The 19301-nt window shown below is 69.2% G+C and carries 18 protein-coding genes; 10 read left to right on the forward strand and 8 right to left on the reverse strand.

The annotated features are described in order from the left end of the window. The first annotated feature begins 1 nt into the window (after position 1). Entirely contained in the window at positions 2-1126 is a 1125-nt protein-coding gene (locus AX018_RS02885) for a sigma-54 interaction domain-containing protein (RefSeq protein WP_111875809.1), read from the forward strand. A 21-nt stretch (positions 1127-1147) separates the two neighbouring features. Here AX018_RS02885 and AX018_RS02890 read toward each other — a convergent pair whose 3' ends face one another. The 4 genes from AX018_RS02890 to AX018_RS02905 all read right to left on the reverse strand — a co-directional run bounded on the left by AX018_RS02890 (position 1148) and on the right by AX018_RS02905 (position 5788). Continuing rightward, positions 1148-1927, reverse strand: coding sequence for an enoyl-CoA hydratase (locus tag AX018_RS02890; RefSeq protein ID WP_111875810.1), 780 nt, complete (start codon positions 1925-1927; stop codon positions 1148-1150). A 64-nt stretch (positions 1928-1991) separates the two neighbouring features. After that, positions 1992-3773, reverse strand: a complete 1782-nt coding sequence (locus AX018_RS02895) for a M61 family metallopeptidase (protein WP_111875811.1) — start codon at positions 3771-3773, stop codon at positions 1992-1994. Between the two features lie 45 nt (positions 3774-3818). After that, positions 3819-4556 carry a DsbC family protein gene (locus AX018_RS02900; protein ID WP_111875812.1) on the reverse strand — a complete coding sequence of 246 codons (738 nt, stop codon included), beginning with the start codon at positions 4554-4556 and terminating at the stop codon, positions 3819-3821. An 83-nt stretch (positions 4557-4639) separates the two neighbouring features. Next, entirely contained in the window at positions 4640-5788 is a 1149-nt protein-coding gene (locus AX018_RS02905; RefSeq protein ID WP_111875813.1) for an FAD-dependent monooxygenase, read from the reverse strand. Positions 5789-5908: 120 nt separating this feature from the next. Here AX018_RS02905 and AX018_RS02910 point away from each other — a divergent pair, with 120 nt between their 5' ends. From AX018_RS02910 to rarD, 3 genes are all read left to right on the forward strand, one after another. After that, positions 5909-6778 (forward strand): MOSC domain-containing protein, encoded by an 870-nt coding sequence (locus AX018_RS02910; protein WP_111875814.1) that lies wholly within the window; start codon positions 5909-5911, stop codon positions 6776-6778. A 103-nt stretch (positions 6779-6881) separates the two neighbouring features. Continuing rightward, entirely contained in the window at positions 6882-7976 is a 1095-nt protein-coding gene (gene ychF / locus AX018_RS02915) for a redox-regulated ATPase YchF (RefSeq protein ID WP_111875815.1), read from the forward strand. A 139-nt stretch (positions 7977-8115) separates the two neighbouring features. After that, positions 8116-8994: an EamA family transporter RarD gene (gene rarD, locus AX018_RS02920; protein ID WP_111875816.1), complete on the forward strand. Its 879-nt coding sequence runs from the start codon at positions 8116-8118 to the stop codon at positions 8992-8994. Positions 8995-9062: 68 nt separating this feature from the next. On the opposite strand, the gene AX018_RS02925 is transcribed toward rarD, so the two are convergent. Next, positions 9063-9545 (reverse strand): YqaA family protein, encoded by a 483-nt coding sequence (locus AX018_RS02925; RefSeq protein ID WP_111875817.1) that lies wholly within the window; start codon positions 9543-9545, stop codon positions 9063-9065. 279 nt (positions 9546-9824) lie between these two features. On the opposite strand from AX018_RS02925, the gene AX018_RS02930 reads away from it, so the two are divergent. From AX018_RS02930 to purH, 5 genes are all read left to right on the forward strand, one after another. Further along, positions 9825-11084, forward strand: coding sequence for a GGDEF domain-containing protein (locus tag AX018_RS02930; protein WP_111875818.1), 1260 nt, complete (start codon positions 9825-9827; stop codon positions 11082-11084). Between the two features lie 215 nt (positions 11085-11299). Further along, positions 11300-12172: a c-type cytochrome gene (locus tag AX018_RS02935; RefSeq protein WP_170146165.1), complete on the forward strand. Its 873-nt coding sequence runs from the start codon at positions 11300-11302 to the stop codon at positions 12170-12172. A gap of 143 nt (positions 12173-12315) precedes the next feature. Then, positions 12316-13386, forward strand: a complete 1071-nt coding sequence (gene dusB / locus AX018_RS02940) for a tRNA dihydrouridine synthase DusB (RefSeq protein ID WP_111875819.1) — start codon at positions 12316-12318, stop codon at positions 13384-13386. Beyond that, positions 13383-13616: a Fis family transcriptional regulator gene (locus AX018_RS02945; protein ID WP_111875820.1), complete on the forward strand. Its 234-nt coding sequence runs from the start codon at positions 13383-13385 to the stop codon at positions 13614-13616. Before dusB ends, AX018_RS02945 begins: the two co-directional genes overlap by 4 nt. 108 nt (positions 13617-13724) lie before the next feature. After that, the gene (purH, locus tag AX018_RS02950; protein WP_111875821.1) at positions 13725-15326 is read left to right on the forward strand and encodes a bifunctional phosphoribosylaminoimidazolecarboxamide formyltransferase/IMP cyclohydrolase; all 1602 of its coding nucleotides are present in this window, start codon (positions 13725-13727) and stop codon (positions 15324-15326) included. A 55-nt stretch (positions 15327-15381) separates the two neighbouring features. On the opposite strand, the gene AX018_RS02955 is transcribed toward purH, so the two are convergent. The 3 genes from AX018_RS02955 to thiD all read right to left on the reverse strand — a co-directional run bounded on the left by AX018_RS02955 (position 15382) and on the right by thiD (position 18993). Beyond that, positions 15382-16167 carry a pectate lyase gene (locus AX018_RS02955; RefSeq protein ID WP_245951403.1) on the reverse strand — a complete coding sequence of 262 codons (786 nt, stop codon included), beginning with the start codon at positions 16165-16167 and terminating at the stop codon, positions 15382-15384. Positions 16168-16733: 566 nt separating this feature from the next. Then, positions 16734-18047 carry a glutamate-1-semialdehyde 2,1-aminomutase gene (gene hemL / locus AX018_RS02960; RefSeq protein ID WP_111875823.1) on the reverse strand — a complete coding sequence of 438 codons (1314 nt, stop codon included), beginning with the start codon at positions 18045-18047 and terminating at the stop codon, positions 16734-16736. Next, positions 18031-18993, reverse strand: coding sequence for a bifunctional hydroxymethylpyrimidine kinase/phosphomethylpyrimidine kinase (gene thiD, locus AX018_RS02965; protein WP_111875824.1), 963 nt, complete (start codon positions 18991-18993; stop codon positions 18031-18033). Before thiD ends, hemL begins: the two co-directional genes overlap by 17 nt. Positions 18994-19087: 94 nt before the next feature. Between thiD and AX018_RS02970 the strand changes: the two genes are divergently transcribed. Then, positions 19088-19261 carry a rubredoxin gene (locus AX018_RS02970; protein WP_111875825.1) on the forward strand — a complete coding sequence of 58 codons (174 nt, stop codon included), beginning with the start codon at positions 19088-19090 and terminating at the stop codon, positions 19259-19261. The last annotated feature ends 40 nt before the right edge of the window (positions 19262-19301 follow it).

Raw genomic sequence — 19301 nt, forward strand, 5'->3', positions numbered from 1 at the left:
CATGCCCGCCCTCCATTTCCACTCCGCGCATCCCGATGGCGACGATGCTCCGGCCCCGCACTGGGACTCGGCGCCGCTGCTCACCCTGCCTGGTGCACGGGGCATGCCCACGTCGATCCGCGCCACCGCGCAGGTGTTCGAAGACCCGCGCTCGGTGGCGCTGCTGGAGCGCATCCGCCTCGTGGCGCCCAGCGAGGCCAATGTGCTCATCGTCGGCGAGACGGGCACGGGCAAGGAACTGATCGCGCGCCACGTGCATGCGCTGAGCGCGCGGCGCGGGCGGCCGTTCGTGGCGGTCAACTGCGGCGCGTTCTCGGAGACGCTGGTGGAGAGCGAGCTGTTCGGCCACGAGAAGGGCGCGTTCACCGGCGCTTTCACGGCCAAGGCGGGCTGGTTCGAGGCGGCCAACGGCGGCACGCTGTTCCTCGACGAGGTGGGCGACCTGCCGCTCTCGATCCAGGTCAAGCTGCTGCGGGTGCTGCAGGAGCGCGAGGTGGTGCGGCTGGGCGCGCGCAAGAGCATTCCCGTGGACGTGCGCGTGGTGGCGGCCACCAACGTGCGCCTGCAGGATGCCGTGGCCGCGGGCAATTTCCGCGAGGACCTGTTCTACCGGCTGCACGTCGTGCACCTGGCGCTGCCCACGCTGCGCGAGCGGCCCGGCGACATCCTGCCGCTGGCCCGCCACTTCATCGACGAATACCGCCACCGGCTGGGCTATGGCGCGGTGCGGCTGGACGCGGGCGCCGAGCGCAAGCTGCTGGGCCACAACTGGCCCGGCAACATCCGCGAGTTGGAGAACGTGATCCACCACGGCCTGCTGATCTGCCGCCATGGCGTGCTCACGGCCGAGGATCTGCAGCTTTCGTCGCTGGGGCTGCAGCGCCGTGCCGTGGCCGATGCGCCGCCGGCGGAGGCGACACCCCAGCAGGCCCTGGAGTCCGCGCTGGCCCGGCTGTTCCAGGAGCAGGGCGAGCCGCTCTACGAGCGCATCGAGGAGACCGTGGTGCGCACGGCCTTCGAGTTCTGCCACCGCAACCAGGTGCAGACCGCGCGGCTGCTGGGCATCAGCCGCAACATCCTGCGCGCGCGGCTCATCAAGAACGGCGACATCGCGGCGCTGCGGTAGCGCCGCGGGCATCGCGCGCCTTCAGCGGTGGGTGAAGTCCGGCTTGCGCTTTTCCAGGAAGGCCGCCATGCCTTCCTTCTGGTCCTGCGTGGCGAAGAGCGCGTGGAACAGGCGCCGCTCGTACATGAGGCCGTCGGAGAGCGAGCCCTCGAAGGCGCGGTTGACGGTTTCCTTGGCCGCCATGACGGCGACGCGGGAGAAGTCCGAGATCACCAGGGCCGCGCCCAGTGCCTCGTCCATCAGCTTGTCGTAAGGCACGACACGGCTCACGAGGCCCGCGCGCTCCGCCTCCTGGGCGTCCATCATGCGGCCGGTGAGGGCCATGTCCATGGCCTTGGATTTGCCCACCGCGCGCGGCAGGCGCTGCGTGCCGCCCGCGCCGGGGATGACGCCCAGCTTGATCTCGGGCTGGCCGAACCGGGCGTTGTCGGCGGCGATGATGAAGTCGCACATCATCGCCAACTCGCATCCGCCGCCCAGCGCGAAGCCGCTCACGGCGGCGATGACGGGCTTGCGCATGGAGCGGATGCGCTCCCAGTTGCGCGTGATGTAGTCGCCCTTGTAGGCATCGGCGAAGCTGTAGTTCGCCATGGCCCCGATGTCCGCGCCCGCGGCGAAGGCCTTCTCGCTGCCGGTGAGGATGGTGCAGCCGATGCGCTCGTCCGCGTCGAAGGCGGCCAGCGCGGCGCCCAGCTCGTCCATGAGCTGGTCGTTGAGCGCGTTGAGCTGCTTGGGCCGGTTCAGCGTGATGATGCCGACCTTGTCCGCCTCGATGCGGACCTCGATGACTTCGTAGGCCAAGGGGTATCTCCTGCGTGTCGTTGTGGTGCGGACGACTATACCCAAGGGCCGCTGGCAGGAAGCGTTACGCCCCCGCTGTGGCCCCCAGCCAGCGCTGCGCCAGCGCCGCGTCGGCGATCGCCAGGGCCACGGTATCGGCCTGCGCGGCTCCGGCGTCCCGCTCCAGGGCGAGCGGCAGCCGGAGCACGCGGCGGTCCCGCGCCACGAGGGCGGTCACGCGCTTTTCGCTGCCTGCGTACAGGGCCACGTCGTCCAGGCGCTGCACGCGCCAGGTCTCGCCCCGGGCCTCGATGGCCAGCCATTCGTCGCCGGCCGCGAAGCCGGCCTCCTCGGCCAGGCCTCCGCGCAGCACCACCTTGACCTGCAGGCCCTGGCCTTCGGAGACCCGCAGGCCCAGGCGCTGCGCGGGCTGGGCGGGTTCCGTGCGCAGGGCGACGCCATGGGCCCCGAGCAGTTCCGCCAGCGGCAGGTCCACCGTGCCGTGGGCCCACTGCGCGATCTCCTGCGCGAAGGACCGGCCGGCCAGCGATTCGAGCACCGCCAGCAGGTCGGCTTCGGTCATGGGGCCGGCGTCGCAGCGCTCCCAGAGCGCGCGCATCACGTCGTCGAGCGTGGTGCGGCCTTCGCGGCGCAGGGCCAGGTCCAGGCACAGCCCCACGAGCGAGCCCTTGGTGTAGTAGCTCACCGTGGCGTTGGGTGTGTTCTCGTCCTGGCGGTAGTACTTCACCCAGGCGTCGAAGCTGGCCTCGGCAACGCTCTGCACGCGGCGCCCGGGCGTCTGCAGCACCTGGTTGGTGGTTTTGGTGAGCAGGCGCAGGTAGGCCGCATCGTCGATGAGGCCCGCGCGGCGCAGCAGCAGGTCGTCGTAATAGCTCGTGAAGCCTTCGAAGAACCACAGCAGCTGCGTGTAGTTCTCCTGCGCGTAGTCGTAGCGGGCCAGTTCCGCCGGCCGCAGGCGCTTGACGTTCCAGGTATGGAAATGCTCGTGGCTGATGAGCCCGAGCAGCGTGGTGTAGCCCTCGGGCGTCTTGGTCTCGCCCGCGCGTGGCAGGTCGCGGCGACCGCAGATGAGGGCGGTGGAGTTGCGGTGCTCCAGGCCGCCATAGCCGTCGTCCACCACGTTCAGCAGGAAGAGGTACTGCGCATAGGGGGGCTGGCCGTTGCCATGCCAGAAGCGGATGCCGGCCTCGCAGATGCGGCGCGTGTCCTCCACGAGGCGGTCGCCGTCGAAGGAGGGCGCGGCGCCCGACACCACGAGGCGGTGCGGGACGCCGCAGGCCATGAAGCGGGCGCTCCAGAAAGGCCCCATTTCCACGGGGCAATCCACCAGTTCGTCGTAGCTCGCCGCGCGGTAGGTGCCGAAGCCCGAGTCCGTCGTCGTCTCGGCGGTCAGGCCCGTGGCGACGGACCAATGCGCCACGGCCGGGTTGCTGGCGATTTCGAGGCCATGGACGGCGTCTTCCTGGCCGTGCACGCGCAGGCACAGGCTCGTGCCGTTGAAGAACCCCCGTCCAGCGTCGAGCCAGGCGGTGCGCACGGACGTGTCGTAGGCGCTGACTTCGTAGGTCAGCACCAGCGGCTCGCCGTCGCGGCATTCGGCCTGCCACAGGCACTTGCTGCGCTGCACGAGCGGCACATCCTGGCCGCCCTGGCGCGCGCGCAGGTTCTGCAGGTTCCTGGAGAACTCCCGCACCAGATAGCTGCCGGGAATCCAGACCGGCAACGACATCTCCTGCCGCGCGGCGGGATGCTCCACCGTCAGCGTGACGTGATAGAGGTGCGCATGCAGTTGCGTGGGCTCCACGCGGTAGTGGACGGCGGGGGCGTGGGTGCTGGAGGAGGGCATGCGTCGGCGCTGGGCAGTGCGGATGGCGGGAAGGGGGCTGGGGGGTCAGTTCGCCGTGGGCGTTTCGGGCGCGGCCGCGGCTTCCGCGATGCGCTTTTCCACCTCGCGCGAGTCGATGGCGCCCGGCACGCGCGTGCCGTCGGTGAAGATGATCGTGGGCGTGCCCGTGATCTTGTGCTTCTTGCCGAAGGCGAGGTTGCGCTGCAGCGCCGCCGTGTCGCAGCTTCCGGCCGCCGGGGGCTTGTCGCGCACCATCATGTCCTGCCAGGCGGTCACGCGGTCCTTGGCGCACCAGATGTTGCGCGATTTTTCGGCCGAGTCCGGGCTCAGGATGGGGTAGAGGAACAGGTACACGGTCACGTTGTCCACGTTCTGCAGGTCTTTCTCGAAGCGCTTGCAGTAGCCGCAGTTCGGATCCTCGAAGACGGCGATCTTGCGCTGCCCGTTGCCGCGCACGATGGTGAACGCATCCTGGAACGGCAGGGACGGGAAATCCACGGCCGTGAGCTTGTTGATGCGGTCTTCGGTGAGGTTGCGGCGGGCCTTGGTGTCGATCAGTTCGCCCTGGATGAGGTAGTTGCCCTTGGCATCCGTGTAGAACAGGTCGGTGCCGACACGGACCTCGTACAGGCCGGGCATGGGCGTTGTGCGCACCTCGTCGATCTTCTGCAATTGCGGGATGCGGCCGGCCAGCGCCTTGCGGATCGCGGATTCCTGCGCGTGGGCGCCGAAGCCGATGGACAGGGCCGCAGCACCGGCGAGCAGGGCGGGAAGCAGTTTCATGGTGTTCTCTCTTGATGCGTGAATGTTCTTGTGGAAAAGGCCCTGCGCGGGGAGCGCGCGCCGGGATGGGGGCACTCTTGACGTCAGCCCAAGCCCATGGCCTGGCGTGTCACCCAGTCTTTCAGCGGGCCGCTGCGCTCGAATCCTCGCATGCCCCAGTTGCGCAGCCAGGGCACGGGGCCCTCGTGGCGCGCGAAGAGCTGCTGCAGGCCGTCCATGGCCCAGCCCATGGGCAGCAGGGCGGTCTTGCGTTCGCGTTCGTAGCGGCGCAGCAGCCGCAGGTCGGCCACCCCTCGCCAGTAGTCGCGCTCGCGCAGCACGCGCGCCAGCGCCAGGGCGTCGGCGAGGCCGAGGTTCAGGCCCTGTCCCGCGAGCGGATGCACCGTGTGGGCCGCGTCGCCCGCGAGCGCCCAGCTGCGGGCGGGCGCTTTGGTGGCCGAATCGTCCCTGGCGGGCAGCGGGCCGCACCAGCGGTCGGCGTGGGCCTGCACCAGAGGCCAGGCGCGGCGGGGGGCGATCAGGGTGGCGTGGCCCAGCGTGCCCTGGCTGGCGGCGCCGATGCGCTGCTCGAAATCGGCGGGGTCCGTGGCGAGCAGGTGCTGCGCTTCTTCGTGCGTTACAGACCAGACGACGGCCACCGCGTTGCCCTCGGGCCCGTCCAGCGGCAGGAACGCGAGGATGCCATCCGGCAGGAACCACTGGCGTGCCACCTGGCCGTGGGGCTGCTCGCAGCGCAGCCGTGTGGCCACCGCGTGCTGGGCGTAGGGCATCTCGGTGTAGCGTGCGCCGAACTCCTCGCGCGTGCGGCTGACTCGGCCTTCGCACACCACGGTGAGCGTGGCATTCACGGGTGCATCGACCACTTCCACCTGTGGCTGGAAGCGCACCGCGTCGGCCAGTTGCCCCTCCAGCGCGGGCACGTCCACGATCCAGGCGAGCGCGTCCGCGCCTGGGTGCCGGTGCGCGTCGAAGGTGACTTCTCCTCCCTGGTCGCCATGCACGTCCATCCTCCGCACCGCCGTGGCATGTCCGGGGCCGGGCCAACTGCGCACCGACTCCAGCAGGCTGCGCGATGCGGCGTTGAGGGCGTAGGCCCGCACGTCCTCCCCCTGTTCGGCGGGGGCCGGACCCGGGACCAGCGCCACGCGCAGGCGTTCGCGCGCCAGAAGCAGGGACAGCGCGCGGCCCACCACGCCAGCGCCGCGAATACAGACATCAAAGGTTTGCGCCATGGCGGGCATTGTAGGAGCCGTCCCCCGGCCTGCCGTGCCGGGGGCACAATCGGCGCCAGGCCGGGGCCGCCGAGGTCTTCCGGCGGTCTTTCCCTTTCCATGCATGCCCGGAGCCTCCGAGTGACTTTCCCCACCGACCGAGATCTGGCCGGCACCATCTCCCGCCTTTTTGTCCACCCCGTCAAGTCCTGCGCGGGCATCGCGGTGCAGGAAGCCCTGCTCATGCCCACGGGCCTGGAGCTGGACCGTGCGTGGATGGTGGTCGATGCGCAGGGCGAGTTTTTGACCCAGCGCACCCTGCCGCGCATGGCGCTGGTCCGCCCGCAGCTCCAGGCGCACGAGATGGTGCTGCGCGCGCCCGGCATGCGGGCGCTGCACGTGGCGCTGGACGCGGCCGGGGCGCCCGCCACGGCGCGCGTGTGGGACGACACCGTGCCCGCCTGGGACATGGGCGACGGGGCCGCGCAGTGGTTCTCCGACTTCCTCGGGCAGTCCAGCCGCCTGGTGCGCTTCGATCCGGGCCACCGGCGGCTTTCCAGCCTGCGCTGGACCGGCGGGATCGAGGCGCCCAACCAGTTCGCGGATGCCTACCCCCTGCTGGTGGTCAGCGAGGCATCCCTGCGGGAACTCAATGGCCGGCTGGCGGCCATGGGCGCGGCGGCCGTGGGCGTGGAGCGCTTTCGCGCCAATATCGTCATCGATGGCGTGGAGGCCCATGACGAAGACCGCATCGACCTGCTCTTCATCGACACCGATGGGCACGCGGCCTGCGTCCAGCCCGCCAAACCCTGCATTCGCTGCCCCGTGCCCGACATCGACCCCGAGACCGCGCGCAGTAGCCCCGAGGTGAGCACCGCATTGCGCGCCTACCGGCAGGACGTCCGCGTGAAGGGCGCCATCACCTTCGGCATGAATGCCATCGTGCGCGAAGGCGCCGGCCGCGTGCTGAGGGTGGGGCAGCGCATCTCGGCGGACATGCGCTTCGATTGACGGCGCCGCCTGTCCTCCGCCGCGCGCCGGCGTACTCCCCGGGCCGGGCGGGCGCGAGCCCGTAAAATCACGGGTTTTTCCCGAAACCCCAGGAAGCCCTGCCATGAGCCTGAAATGCGGCATCGTGGGCCTGCCCAACGTCGGCAAGTCCACCCTCTTCAACGCGCTGACCAAGGCCGGCATCGCGGCGGAGAACTATCCCTTCTGCACCATCGAGCCCAACACCGGCGTGGTCGAGGTGCCCGATCCGCGCCTCCAGCAACTGGCCGGGATCATCGAGCCCGAGCGCGTCGTGCCGGCCATCGTCGAGTTCGTGGACATCGCGGGCCTCGTGGCCGGCGCGAGCAAGGGCGAGGGCCTGGGCAACCAGTTCCTGGCCCACATCCGCGAGACCGATGCCATCGTCAACGTGGTCCGCTGCTTTGAAGACCCGAACGTGATCCACGTGGCCGGCCGCGTGGACCCCATCGCCGACATCGAGGTCATCCAGACCGAGCTGTGCCTGGCCGACCTCGCCACCGTCGAGAAGGCGCTCAACCGCTACAGCAAGGCCGCCAAGTCCGGCAACGACAAGGAAGCCGCCAAGCTCGTGTCGCTGCTCAACCCCATCCAGGACGCGCTCAACGAGGGCAAGCCCGCCCGCACGGTCGCCGTGAGCAAGGAGGACGCGCCCCTGCTCAAGCAGTTCTGCCTCATCACCGCCAAACCCGCGATGTTCGTGGGCAACGTGGCCGAGGATGGCTTCGAGAACAACCCGCTGCTCGACCGCCTGAAGGAATACGCCGCCGCGCAGAACGCGCCCGTGGTGGCCATCTGCGCCAAGATCGAATCCGAGATGGCCGAGATGAGCGACGAGGACCGCGACATGTTCCTCGCCGAGATGGGCCAGGACGAGCCCGGCCTGAACCGCCTGATCCGGGCCGGCTTCAAGCTGCTGGGCCTGCAGACCTACTTCACCGCCGGCGTGAAGGAGGTGCGTGCCTGGACCATCCATGTGGGCGACACCGCGCCACAGGCCGCAGGTGTCATCCACGGCGACTTCGAGCGCGGCTTCATCCGTGCGCAGACCATCGCCTTCGACGACTTCATCCAGTACAAGGGCGAGCAGGGCGCGAAGGACGCGGGCAAGATGCGGGCGGAAGGCAAGGAATACGTCGTCAAGGACGGCGATGTGATGAACTTCCTGTTCAACGTCTAGTTTGAGGGGCCATGGCGGCTGGCGGTGCGGCCGCCATGCAGGCGTCATGGGCCTGCGATAGCATCGGCGGCCTCCAGCGCTGCCTTGTCGTTCGCGCACGTCTTTCTTCCCCCGCCCCCTCGCCGAATCTCTCCGCTCCATGCAACCCGGCATCCTCTACGCCATGCTCGCCTATGCGGTGTGGGGGGTGTTGCCCCTGTATTTCCATCGGGTGGCTTCGGTACCGGCGCTGGAGGTGGTCATGCACCGCATGCTTTGGTCCATGGCGCTGCTCTTCGTGGTGCTGGCGGCGCAGCGGCAACTGGCCTGGCTGGTCAGGCTGCGCCGGCAGCCGCGCGTGGTGGCTTCCTTCCTGCTTTCCGGGCTGCTGCTGTCTGCCAACTGGCTGATCTTCGTGTGGGCCGTGCACCACCATTACGTGGTGGATGCGAGCCTGGGTTATTTCATCCTGCCGCTGGTGAATGTGGCCATCGGCTATTTCTTTCTGCACGAGCGTCCCCGGCCGGGGCAGTGGCTTGCGCTGGCCGTGGCCGCGGGAGGCGTGGTCTGGCTCACGGTGCAGGCGGGCCGGCTGCCGTGGATCGCGCTGGTGCTGGCGGGTACTTTCGGCTTCTACGGCCTGCTGCGCAAGACGGCGGCGCTGGGTGCGCTGGAGGGGCTGGCGCTGGAGACGGCGCTGCTCGCGCCGCTGGCGGTGGGCGGCCTGGCCTGGCTGAGCCTCACCGGGCAGGCGGCCTGGGTGCATGCGGATGCCGCCACCCTCGGCTGGCTCGTGGCGGCCGGGCCGATCACTGCCGTGCCCCTGCTGTTGTTCGCGGCGGGTGCGCGGCGCATTCCGCTGGCGACGATGGGGGTGCTGCAGTACATCGCCCCCAGCCTGCAGCTCGGGCTTGGCGTGTGGCTGTTCGGCGAGACGGTGCAGCCGGCGCGCGCCGCGGGCTTTGCGTTGATCTGGGGAGCCCTGCTGCTCTACACGCTGGAAGGGGCCTGGCGGCGCCGGCGCGAGATGGCGCCCTGAGCACGGTTCAGCGGCCTTTGAATGGATGACCGATAGGGGCCGTGCCCTCCGGCGCGGCATGCCGGCATTCAGTGCAGCATGGACCCCGGCCAGAGGTACAGCAAGCCCGCCGTCATCGCCAGATAGCGCAGGAACTTGCCGGCCGCCATGTAGGCCACGCAGGGCCAGAACGGCAGCTTGAGCCATCCCGCCACGGCGCAGAGCGGGTCGCCCACCACGGGCAACCAGCTCAGCAGGCAGGCCTTGGGGCCGAAGCGCTGCAGCCAGGCGAGGGCGCGGACGTTGGTGTGCTCGCCGCGCGCCTTGTCCACGGCCTTGTGGGCGCCCAGGCCCATCCACCAGCTCACGGCGCCGCCCAGGGTGTTGCCGGCGGTGGCCACGAGAATGGTGGGCCAGAAGAGCGAGGGGTTGAGCTGGATGAGGCCGAACACCGCGGGCTCCGATCCCAGGGGCAGCAGCGTGGCCGAAACGAACGACACCATGAAGACCGTGCTGAGGCCGTACTGGGGCATGGCCAGCAGGTCCAGCAGGTGTTGCATCCAGATTTCCATAGGTGCGCCAGAGTGTAGGGGCCCGTTCTTGCGGGCGCTGTAGCCCGGCACGCCGTCTGGCGTTGCGGCCATGATCGGCTCTGTAGCGTGCGCTATGCCGTCAATACCGGGCGTTTCTTGGTTTTGATAAGCTTTATCTATCGAGTGATTGCAATCAACACATATGGTCGATCACTCTGTAACATCGGGTAAAGCGCGAATCGCGCCGGCCGCGCCTTGCTGCCGCTTGTGCGCCGTATCGCGCGGTGTCTGGTGTTTGTGGAGGGGTCTTCAGTCGCCATGGGTTTTTCCAACATCTGGGTCACGTTGCGCACGCGGGGGCGGGAGCGTTTCGACCATACCGACGTTTTCCCGCAGAGCGAGGCTTTCTCCGAGTTCGAGGAGTCTGCCCAGTTCCGGGGATCGGGGCTGCAGGCCGCGCGCATGCTGGGGCGCCGGCTGGGGCGCCCGTACAAGCGCCTTGTGCCCGTGCTGCTGTGCACGCTGTATCTGCTGTGCATGCTGGTGTTCCATGCGCTGGGCATGGCCTCGCTGTCCACGGTGCTGGTGACGGCCGGGCTGATCGCCGCGTGCGTGGCGCTGTTCCTGGCGATTTTCCGGGCAGGCCTGCACGAGAGGTTCCGCGACCGGCAATTGCGCCTGCCGATCGTGGTGGCCGCGGCCGCGTGCCTGCTGCTGGTGTTCTATCTCGACCCCGCCACGCAGATCGCCCTGGCGCCGTTCCTGTTCGTGGCCATGGCCTATGGGCTGCTGACGCTGTCGCGCCGCGCGGCGCTGCTGGTGTGCGCGGGCATCCTGGCCGGCTATGCGCTGGTCGTGGTGCTGCACCACGTCCAGTTGCGCAACCCGGCGCTGCTGCGGCTGGAAGTGCTGCATTTCGTGGCGCTGGCGCTGGCGCTGCCGGCCTATGTGCTGTTGATGGGGCGCGTGCGGCTGCTGCACCGCCTGCTGCAGAAAACCAGCAGCGAGATGCGCTCGATCGCCGAGAGCGCGCGCCGCGACGCGCTGGCGGGGTGCCTGAACCGGCGCTCGATCCTCGCGGCGCTGGAGGAGCAGAAGCAGTTGGCCGACGAGAGCGGCATCCCGCTGTGCCTCGCGGTGGTGGACCTGGACCACTTCAAGCGCATCAACGACGAACTGGGGCACCTGGGGGGCGACGAGGTGCTGCGCACGTTTGCCCAACTGGCCCAGCAGGTGGTGCGCACGGACGATTTCTTCGGCCGCTACGGGGGCGAGGAGTTCCTGCTGGTCTTCCCGGCCACGCCGCTGCTGCCCGCGCTCAACAGCTGCGAGCGCATCCGCGCGCAGGTGGAGTCGCACCCCTGGGAGGGGCCGCTGCGCGGCCGCGTCACGGTGTCCATCGGCGTCACGCAGTACATGCTGGGCGAATCGGTGCTGGAGTTTTTCTCGCGCGCGGACACGGCGATGTACATGGCCAAGCAGGGCGGGCGCAACCAGGTCGTGGTGCAGGAGCCGGTGGGCCCCCACGGCCCGTCCCGAGGGGGCGAGCCGCAGGCGCCGGCGCACGGGTACTTCTGAGATCGTGAACACGTTCTGAAGACCAGGGGCGGCGGGAGGCGGGTGGCCGGCTCCCCGCTGTCAAGCGGTGTGGCGAAAAGGCGCCCGCGCTTGCCGGTGGGGCCGGGCTCCACTACGCTGCGGCGCGCCATGTGCCGCTGACCGCGCCGCCATGGCGTTCCTTGCCTGTTGACGTGGGTCCGGCCGCTTCCGCGGCGGGGCCGGGGAGTTGTTTCATGCGTTGGTTCCACGATGTGCCGGCCCAAGGCCGCGAAGCGCTGCGCCGGTGGGTGCGCGGCATGGTCTGTGCCATGGGGGCGGCGCTGCTTTGCACGGCCGCCCCGGCCGCGCAACTGCAGGCGGAGGACGCCGCTGGCTCCGCGCGCCGCTACGAGACGGCCGCGCTGGAGCGCCACCCCGAGGCGCGCGAGATCGCGGTGCCCGCCGACGTGGCCTACCAGCGCCCGATGCGCTACCGCGCCGTGCCGCTCGCCGTGGTGCTGGAAGGCCTGGGCCTGTCGGCCCGGGACACGCTGGAGGTGGTGGCGCTCGACGGTTTCGTGGCGCAATTGCCCGGGGCGCTGGTCCTGCAGCGCGCGCCCCGCCCCCAGCCCTGGCTGGCCATCGAGCCGGCCGGCGCGCCGTGGCCCGCGTTGCCCGGCAAGACGGGCACGGCGGGGCCGTTCTACATCGTGTGGCCCGATGCCACGGGCGTGCGCAGCGAGCAATGGCCCTATGCCGTGGCGTGGCTGCACGTGCGCGCCTCGCCCGAGGCGCGGTGGCCGCAGATCACCGTGGCGCCGCAGGTGCCGGCCTCGGATGCGCGCCGCCGCGGGCAGGCCATCTTCCTGACGCAATGTTTCGTCTGTCACGCGATGAATGGCGGCGGCGAGGCCCGGGTGGGCCCCGACCTGAACCTGCCCATGAGCCCGGTGGAGTATTTCCAGCCGCAGGCGCTGCGCCAGCTCATCCGCGACCCCGCCGGCGTGCGCCGCTGGCCGGGGCAATCGATGCCGGGCTTCGGGCCCGGGCAGATCAGCGATGCCGAACTGGACGACCTGCTGGCCTATCTGCGGCACATGGCGCAGGAGCGCCGGCCCGCGCGCTGAAGGCACCCGGCCGGCGGTCCGCGCACCGCCGCCGGCAGGCATGTCCGGGATGCCGGTGTCTGCTTTTCATTTGCTGAAAATTTAAGCAGGTACAATCCCGCCTCTTTTTTCCGCCGCCTGTTTTTTCAGCACCCTCGCGCGCCATGCTCATCGGCCACATCCCCCTGGCGAACCATCTGTTCGTCGCGCCCATGGCGGGCGTGACGGACCGGCCGTTCCGCCAGCTCTGCAAGGCCCTCGGCGCGGGCTACGCGGTGAGCGAGATGGTCACCTCGCGCAAGGACCTGTGGAACAGCCTCAAGACCTCGCGCCGGGCCAACCACGAGGGCGAGCCCGGGCCGATCGCCGTGCAGATCGCCGGCACCGACGCGGCCATGATGGCCGAGGCCGCGCTCTACAACATCGACCGCGGCGCCGAGATCATCGACATCAACATGGGCTGCCCCGCCAAGAAGGTCTGCAACAAGTGGGCGGGCTCCGCCCTGATGCAGAACGAGGCCCTGGCCGTGGAGATCGCGCAGGCCGTGGTGGCGGCCTGCGCGCCGCGCAACGTGCCCGTCACCCTCAAGATGCGCACCGGCTGGTGCGAGCAGCACCGCAACGCCGTCACGCTGGCGCGCGCCTTCGAGGGCGTCGGCATCCAGATGCTCACGGTGCACGGCCGCACGCGCGAGCAGGGTTACCGCGGCCACGCGGAGTACGACACCATTGCCGCCGTGAAGGCGGCCGTGCGCGTGCCGGTGGTGGCCAACGGCGACATCACCTCGCCCGAGAAGGCACGCGACGTGCTGGCGCGCACGGGCGCCGACGCCGTCATGGTGGGCCGCGCGGCCCAGGGCCGGCCGTGGATCTTCCGCGAGATCGGCCATTTCCTCGCCACGGGCGAGCACCTGGCGCCGCCGCTGGTGGCCGAGGTGCGCCGCCTGCTGCTCGACCACCTGCAGGACCACTACGGCCTCTATGGCGAGCCGACCGGCGTGCGCAGCGCGCGCAAGCACATCGCCTGGTACGTGCGCGCGCTGCCCGGCGGCGAGGCGCTGCGCCAGCACATCAACACCATCGACGACTGCGCCGCCCAATGGCAGGCCGTGGCCGACTATTTCGAGGCGCTGGGCCAGCAGATGGACCGCCTCCCCGCCGCGCCGGCCGAAGGGGCCGGCACGGACGCCGATCTGGATACCGGCACACAAGAACAAGAAGGATTGCCCGCATGAGCAAGAAGAACATCGAAGACTGCGTGCGCGAGAGCCTGCAGGGCTATTTCCGCGACCTGGGCGGCGAGACGCCCGACGGCATGTACGACATGCTCGTGCGCCTCGTCGAGAAGCCGCTGCTGGAGGTGGTGATGAGCCACGCCGACAACAACCAGTCCCGCGCCGCCGAATGGCTGGGGCTGAACCGCAACACGCTGCGCAAGAAGCTCGTCGACCACAAGCTGCTTTGAGGCACCACGCAACCATTTTTGGGTGGTTGCTCACTTTTTAATAGCAAACAATCCAATTATCTCGGCGACATAGGCCAGATTTCATTCCAAAACCCTCCCACCACCGCCATGAACGCACTCCTCTCCGTCTCCGACAAGACCGGCATCGTCGAATTCGCCCGCGCGCTGCATGCCCTGGGCATCCGCCTGCTGTCCACCGGCGGCACCGCCCAGCTGCTCGCCCGGGAAGGGCTGCCCGTCACGGAGGTGGCCGAGGTCACGCAGTTCCCCGAGATGCTCGACGGCCGCGTGAAGACCCTGCACCCCAAGGTGCACGGCGGCCTGCTGGCCCGCCGCGACGTGCCGGCGCACATGGCGGCGCTGGCCGAGCACGGCATCGACACCATCGACCTGCTCGTGGTCAACCTCTACCCCTTCGAGGCCACCGTGGCCCAGCCCGGCTGCACGCTGGCCGACGCCATCGAGAACATCGACATCGGCGGCCCGGCCATGGTGCGCAGCGCCGCCAAGAACTGGAAGGACGTGGGTGTGGTGACCGACGCCGCGCAGTACGCCCCCGTTCTGCAGGAGCTGCAGGCCCACGGCAAGCTGACGGACGCGCTGCGCTTCGCGCTCTCGGTGGCGGCGTTCAACCGCATCGCGCAGTACGACGGCGCGATCAGCAACTACCTCTCCTCCATCGCCTTCGAGGCCGACAAGCCCGGCGCCGGCTACGTGCCCGAGCGCACGGGCTTCCCCGACCAGAGCAACGGCATCTTCGTGAAGGTGCAGGACCTGCGCTACGGCGAGAACGCGCACCAGCAGGCCGCGCTCTACCGCGACCTGTATCCGGCCCCGGGCTCCATCGTCACGGGCGAACAGCTCCAGGGCAAGGAGCTGTCCTACAACAACATCGCCGACGCCGACGCGGCGTGGGAATGCGTCAAGAGCTTCGACGCGCCCGCCTGTGTGATCGTCAAGCATGCCAACCCCTGCGGCGTGGCCGTGGGCCTGGATGCGGCCCAGGCCTACGGAAAGGCGTTCCAGACCGATCCGACCAGCGCCTTCGGCGGCATCATCGCCTTCAACCGCCCGGTGGATGGCGCGGCCGCGGCACTCGTGAGCAAGCAGTTCGTCGAGGTGCTGATGGCGCCCGCGTTCACGCCCGAGGCGCTGGAGATCTTCAAGCCCAAGGCCAACGTGCGCCTGCTGCGCATCGCGCTGCCGGACCACGGCGGCACCACCGCCTGGGACCGTGGCCGCAACGCCATGGACTGCAAGCGCATCGGCTCGGGCCTGCTGCTGCAGTCGGCCGACAACCACGAGCTGTCGCTCATGGACCTGAAGGTGGTCACGAAGAAGCAGCCCACGCTCGAAGAGATGGAAGACCTGCTCTTCGCCTGGAAGGTGGCCAAGTACGTCAAGAGCAACGCCATCGTCTTCTGCAAGGGCGGCATGACCATGGGCGTGGGCGCGGGCCAGATGAGCCGCCTCGATTCCGCGCGCATCGCCAGCATCAAGGCCCAGCACGCCAGTCTGTCGCTGGCCGGCACGGTGGTGGCCAGCGATGCGTTCTTCCCGTTCCGCGACGGCCTGGACGTGGTGGTGGACGCCGGCGCGACCTGCGTCATCCAGCCGGGCGGCTCCCTGCGCGACCAGGAAGTGATCGACGCCGCGAACGAGCGCGGCGTGGCCATGGTGTTCAGCGGAGTACGCCACTTCCGCCACTGAGCGGCGCATCCCTGCCCGGCCCCGGGGTGGGGTCGGGTGTCCGTACAGGACGGGTTCAGACGGTCTGGACCGACTGGCGGACGTTGCCGGCGCCCTGGATATTGCCGGGGGCGCCGGCCATCACGTTCACGGGCGTCTTGCCGCCGTCCACGTCGGTGTTCGTGATGTTGGCGGTGGAGTTCTTCGAGTCGAAGCGGAACACGAAGGCCTTGAGGTCCTGCAGCGTGGCGTTGGCAAGGTCCACGTGGGCCGTGATCGGGTAGCCGCCCCGCGTGACCGCCAACTGGCCGATGTTCTCGGCATAGATGCCGTCGAGCTTGAGGTTGGCGTCCCCGTTGATCTGGATGGCCTTGTCGTGGCTGTTGCGGAACGAGGAGTTGGTGATCTCCACGTCCGCCGGGCGGTCGTTGGGAATGTTCGCCAGCGGGAAGCCGGCCCGCTGCGCATCGACCGCGCGGTTCTCGGCGCCGTCCACCGTCACGAAGTCATCGTCGGTCTGCAGGCCGTGCACGTTGTTCAGCTTGGCATCGCCCAGCAGGTGGATGCCGTCGCCGCCTTCGAACTGCAGGTTCTTGACCGATGCGCCGGGTTCGAGGATGAAGATCGGCAGTTTCGTCTCGGCCGTCCCTCCTCCGTTCAGTCCCGAGCCGGCGCGGAACAACTGGCCTTCTCCGTTGAAGGTCGTTCCGGCCTTCACCACGATGGGCTTGTTCACCTCCACGACACCGCTGGGCTGGCCGACGGCCATGTTCGCGGGCGGCTTGGTGGCTCCCGTACCGGCCGTTGCATCGGTGGTGGCCGGGGCCGTCGCGGGCGACGCCGCGGAGGACTTGGCGGGCACGGAGGCCTTGTTCCCGGTGGAGTCCGCCGCAGGCGCAGGTGCAGGTGCGGGTGCGGGCGCAGGTGCGGGTGCGGGTGCGGGTGGAGGCGATGTCGCCTTGTCCTTCGGCACCGCTGTGTCGGAAGGGGCGCTCGCCGGGGGCTGTGCCGACGGGGTGCTCCGGGAGGCCGGGGCTTGCGACTGCGGGCTGGCAGGAGGCGCGGAGGGGGGGCTCTGGTCGTTCTGGCTGCCGTTGTCCTGGAACTGGGAGCGGAGGTCCTGGAACAGTTTTTGGAGGAATCCCTGCAGGAGGGTTCCAATGGCCTTTTGCAAGGGCTGGCTGTCGGCGCCCGATGCGGCGGAGGACGTTTTGCCTCCATCGACCGGGTTTTGCCGCCGCATGCTCCATGCGATCAGGGAAGATGCCAAGTTATCTATGGGGCTCATGGTTGGCTCGCTGGTTTGTGATGGCAGATGCCGCGCCCGATGCGCGGCTTCGCAGCCACTGTGCAGCGAAACCCCCGGGCGCGATCGGGAGGCGCGAAGCGGGTGCCTGCCGCCCGAAGTGCCTGCCGTGCGCCAGGGCGTTACCGGCGGGCGAGCGTGCGGAACACTTCGCGGGCGGCCGCCACCGTCTCGGCGATGTCCTGGTCCGTGTGGGCGCTGCTCACGAACCCCGCCTCGTACAGCGCGGGCGCGATGTACACGCCGCGCTCCAGCAGGCCATGGAACAGCGCATTGAAGCGGGCGCCGTCCGTGGCCATGACCGTGGGGTAGTTCTGCGGCAGGTCGGGCAGCAGGAAGAAGCCGAACATTCCGCCCTCGCTGTCCGCGCAGAAGGGCACGCCTTCGGCGCGCGCCGCCTCGCCCAGCCCGTCGATGAGGCCGCGCGTGCGCGCGCCGAGCGCTTCGTAGAAGCCCGGGCGGCTGATCTCGCGCAGCGTCGCCAGGCCGCAGGCCGTGGCCACCGGGTTGCCCGACAGCGTGCCGGCCTGGTAGACCGGGCCGAGCGGCGCCAGTTGCTCCATCACCGCGCGGGGGCCGCCGAACGCGGCGAGCGGCATGCCGCCGCCGATCACCTTGCCCAGCACCGTGATGTCGGGTGCGAAGCCGGGGATCTCGCGGGCATAGACGCTCTGCGCGCTGCCCAGCGCCACGCGAAAGCCCGTCATCACCTCGTCCATCACGAGCAGCGCGCCGTGCTGCGTGCACAGCTCGCGGCAGCAGCGTATGAAGGGCACGCTGGCGCGCACGAAGTTCATGTTGCCCGCGATGGGCTCGATCATCAGGCCCGCGATGTCCGCGCCGTGCAGGGCGAAGGCTTCTTCCAGCTGGGCGACGTCGTTGTATTCGAGCACCAGCGTGTGCTGCACCACTTCGGGCGGCACGCCGGCGCTGGTCGCATGCCCGAAGGTGGCGAGGCCCGAGCCGGCCTTGACCAGCAGCGCATCGGCATGGCCGTGGTAGCAGCCGTTGAACTTGATGATCTTGCTGCGGCCCGTCGCCCCGCGCGCGAGGCGGATCGCGCTCATGCCGGCCTCGGTGCCCGAGCTGACGAGGCGGATCATCTCCATCGATGGCACGTGGCGCAGGATCTCCTCGGCCAGATCCACCTCGCGCTCGGTGGGCGCGCCGAACGAGAAGCCGTCGAGAGCCGCCTTCTGCACGGCTTCCAGCACGGCCGGGTGGCCATGGCCCAGGATCATGGGGCCCCAGGAGCCGATGTAGTCGATGAAGCGCTGGCCGTTGGCGTCCCAGAAGTAGGCGCCCTGGGCGCGCTGCACGAAGCGCGGCGTGCCGCCGACGGCCTTGAAGGCCCGCACGGGCGAGTTCACGCCGCCGGGAATCAGCGCCTTGGCGCGCTCGAAGAGGGGTAGATTGAGGTCAGTGCTGGGTGTCATGGGGTGGCATCACGAAGCCGTCGGTGGACGTGGGATCGACCGGGGGCTCATCGTCGGAGTCTTCGTCCTCGTCGTCCGGCTGGGCCCAGAACATGCGGTCCGGCAGGATGTGCCCCATGCCGGGCCGGAACCCACTGTCCAGGCAGCGGTCGAGGTAGGTCAGGGCTTCGCTGGTGGCCTCGCCGAGGTCGTTGCCGCTGGCCACGAGCGCCGCGAGCGCGGCGGAGAGCGTGTCGCCCGCGCCCGTGAAGGTGGCATCGAACAGCTCGAAGCGGGTGGTGCCCAGCACCGTCTGTGCCGAGGTGAGGACATTCTCGACATGCTGCTCCGGCGCGGGAATCCCGGTGACCAGCAGATAAGGCACGCCGAGTTCGGCCGCCGCCATGGCCAGATCGCGCGCGGAGGGTTTGCGGTCGCTCGCCCAGTCCGGCAGCAGCCAGCGCCAGAGCGTGCTGTGGTTGCCCACGAGCACGGAAGTCTGGGGCAGCAGGAGTTCCTGGAATGCATCCAGGTACTGGTCGATGAGATCGTCGCGCCACCAAGACAGGTTGGGCATGTAGGCGATCACCGGCACGTCGTCGTAGTCGGAGGCGATCGAAGCGATCGCGCTGAGGTTCTCGGGGCTTCCCACGAACCCGACCTTGATCGCCTGGACGGTGAGGTCTTCGAGCACCGTGCGCGCCTGCTCGGCCACGGCCTCGTCGTCCATCGCGTAATGGTCGAACACCTGGGCCGTGTCCCGTACGTACGCGCCGGTCACGATGGCCACGGCGTGGCCCCCCACCGATGCGATGGTGGCGATGTCCCCCGTGAGGCCGCCGGCGCCGCTCGGGTCGCTGGCATTGAAAGCCATCACGCAGACCAGTGCGCCATTTTCATCGTCCGGAACGTTTTCCGGGCTGCTGGAAGGAGGAGGGGTAAGTGAAGATGGAAAATCTGTGGTCATTGCGCCGCACCAGCGTAACGGGTGGCACGGAAGCTGCATCCCGTGGTGATGTCTAGATACAATCGTTGCATTCTATGTGAAGGCCCCTTAAGCTGTGACGGACCTCAAAACCTGGATGTGCCTGATTTGCGGCTGGATATATGACGAAGCCGCAGGTTCTCCCGAGCACGGAATAGCGCCCCAGACCCGCTGGGAGGATGTGCCCATGAATTGGACCTGTCCTGAATGTGGAGCCCGCAAGGAAGACTTCGAAATGGTCCAGATCTGAGAGCGGTTCCTGTCAGCGTCGTTTTTTACCATCAAGAGCG

The sequence above is a fragment of the Paracidovorax anthurii genome (assembly GCF_003269065.1).
GTDB lineage: Bacteria > Pseudomonadota > Gammaproteobacteria > Burkholderiales > Burkholderiaceae_C > Paracidovorax > Paracidovorax anthurii.

What these genes read in the sequence shown, in the direction of transcription:
- AX018_RS02925 (WP_111875817.1), bottom strand. Translation starts at nt 9,545, where the DNA reads ATGGAAATCTGGATGCAACACCTGCTGGACCTGCTGGCCATGCCCCAG.
- AX018_RS02930 (WP_111875818.1), top strand. Translation starts at nt 9,825, where the DNA reads ATGGGTTTTTCCAACATCTGGGTCACGTTGCGCACGCGGGGGCGGGAG.
- rarD (WP_111875816.1), top strand. Translation starts at nt 8,116, where the DNA reads ATGCAACCCGGCATCCTCTACGCCATGCTCGCCTATGCGGTGTGGGGG.
- AX018_RS02885 (WP_111875809.1), top strand. Translation starts at nt 2, where the DNA reads ATGCCCGCCCTCCATTTCCACTCCGCGCATCCCGATGGCGACGATGCT.
- AX018_RS02935 (WP_170146165.1), top strand. Translation starts at nt 11,300, where the DNA reads ATGCGTTGGTTCCACGATGTGCCGGCCCAAGGCCGCGAAGCGCTGCGC.
- ychF (WP_111875815.1), top strand. Translation starts at nt 6,882, where the DNA reads ATGAGCCTGAAATGCGGCATCGTGGGCCTGCCCAACGTCGGCAAGTCC.
- AX018_RS02900 (WP_111875812.1), bottom strand. Translation starts at nt 4,556, where the DNA reads ATGAAACTGCTTCCCGCCCTGCTCGCCGGTGCTGCGGCCCTGTCCATC.
- thiD (WP_111875824.1), bottom strand. Translation starts at nt 18,993, where the DNA reads ATGACCACAGATTTTCCATCTTCACTTACCCCTCCTCCTTCCAGCAGC.
- AX018_RS02895 (WP_111875811.1), bottom strand. Translation starts at nt 3,773, where the DNA reads ATGCCCTCCTCCAGCACCCACGCCCCCGCCGTCCACTACCGCGTGGAG.
- hemL (WP_111875823.1), bottom strand. Translation starts at nt 18,047, where the DNA reads ATGACACCCAGCACTGACCTCAATCTACCCCTCTTCGAGCGCGCCAAG.
- AX018_RS02945 (WP_111875820.1), top strand. Translation starts at nt 13,383, where the DNA reads ATGAGCAAGAAGAACATCGAAGACTGCGTGCGCGAGAGCCTGCAGGGC.
- AX018_RS02905 (WP_111875813.1), bottom strand. Translation starts at nt 5,788, where the DNA reads ATGGCGCAAACCTTTGATGTCTGTATTCGCGGCGCTGGCGTGGTGGGC.
- purH (WP_111875821.1), top strand. Translation starts at nt 13,725, where the DNA reads ATGAACGCACTCCTCTCCGTCTCCGACAAGACCGGCATCGTCGAATTC.
- dusB (WP_111875819.1), top strand. Translation starts at nt 12,316, where the DNA reads ATGCTCATCGGCCACATCCCCCTGGCGAACCATCTGTTCGTCGCGCCC.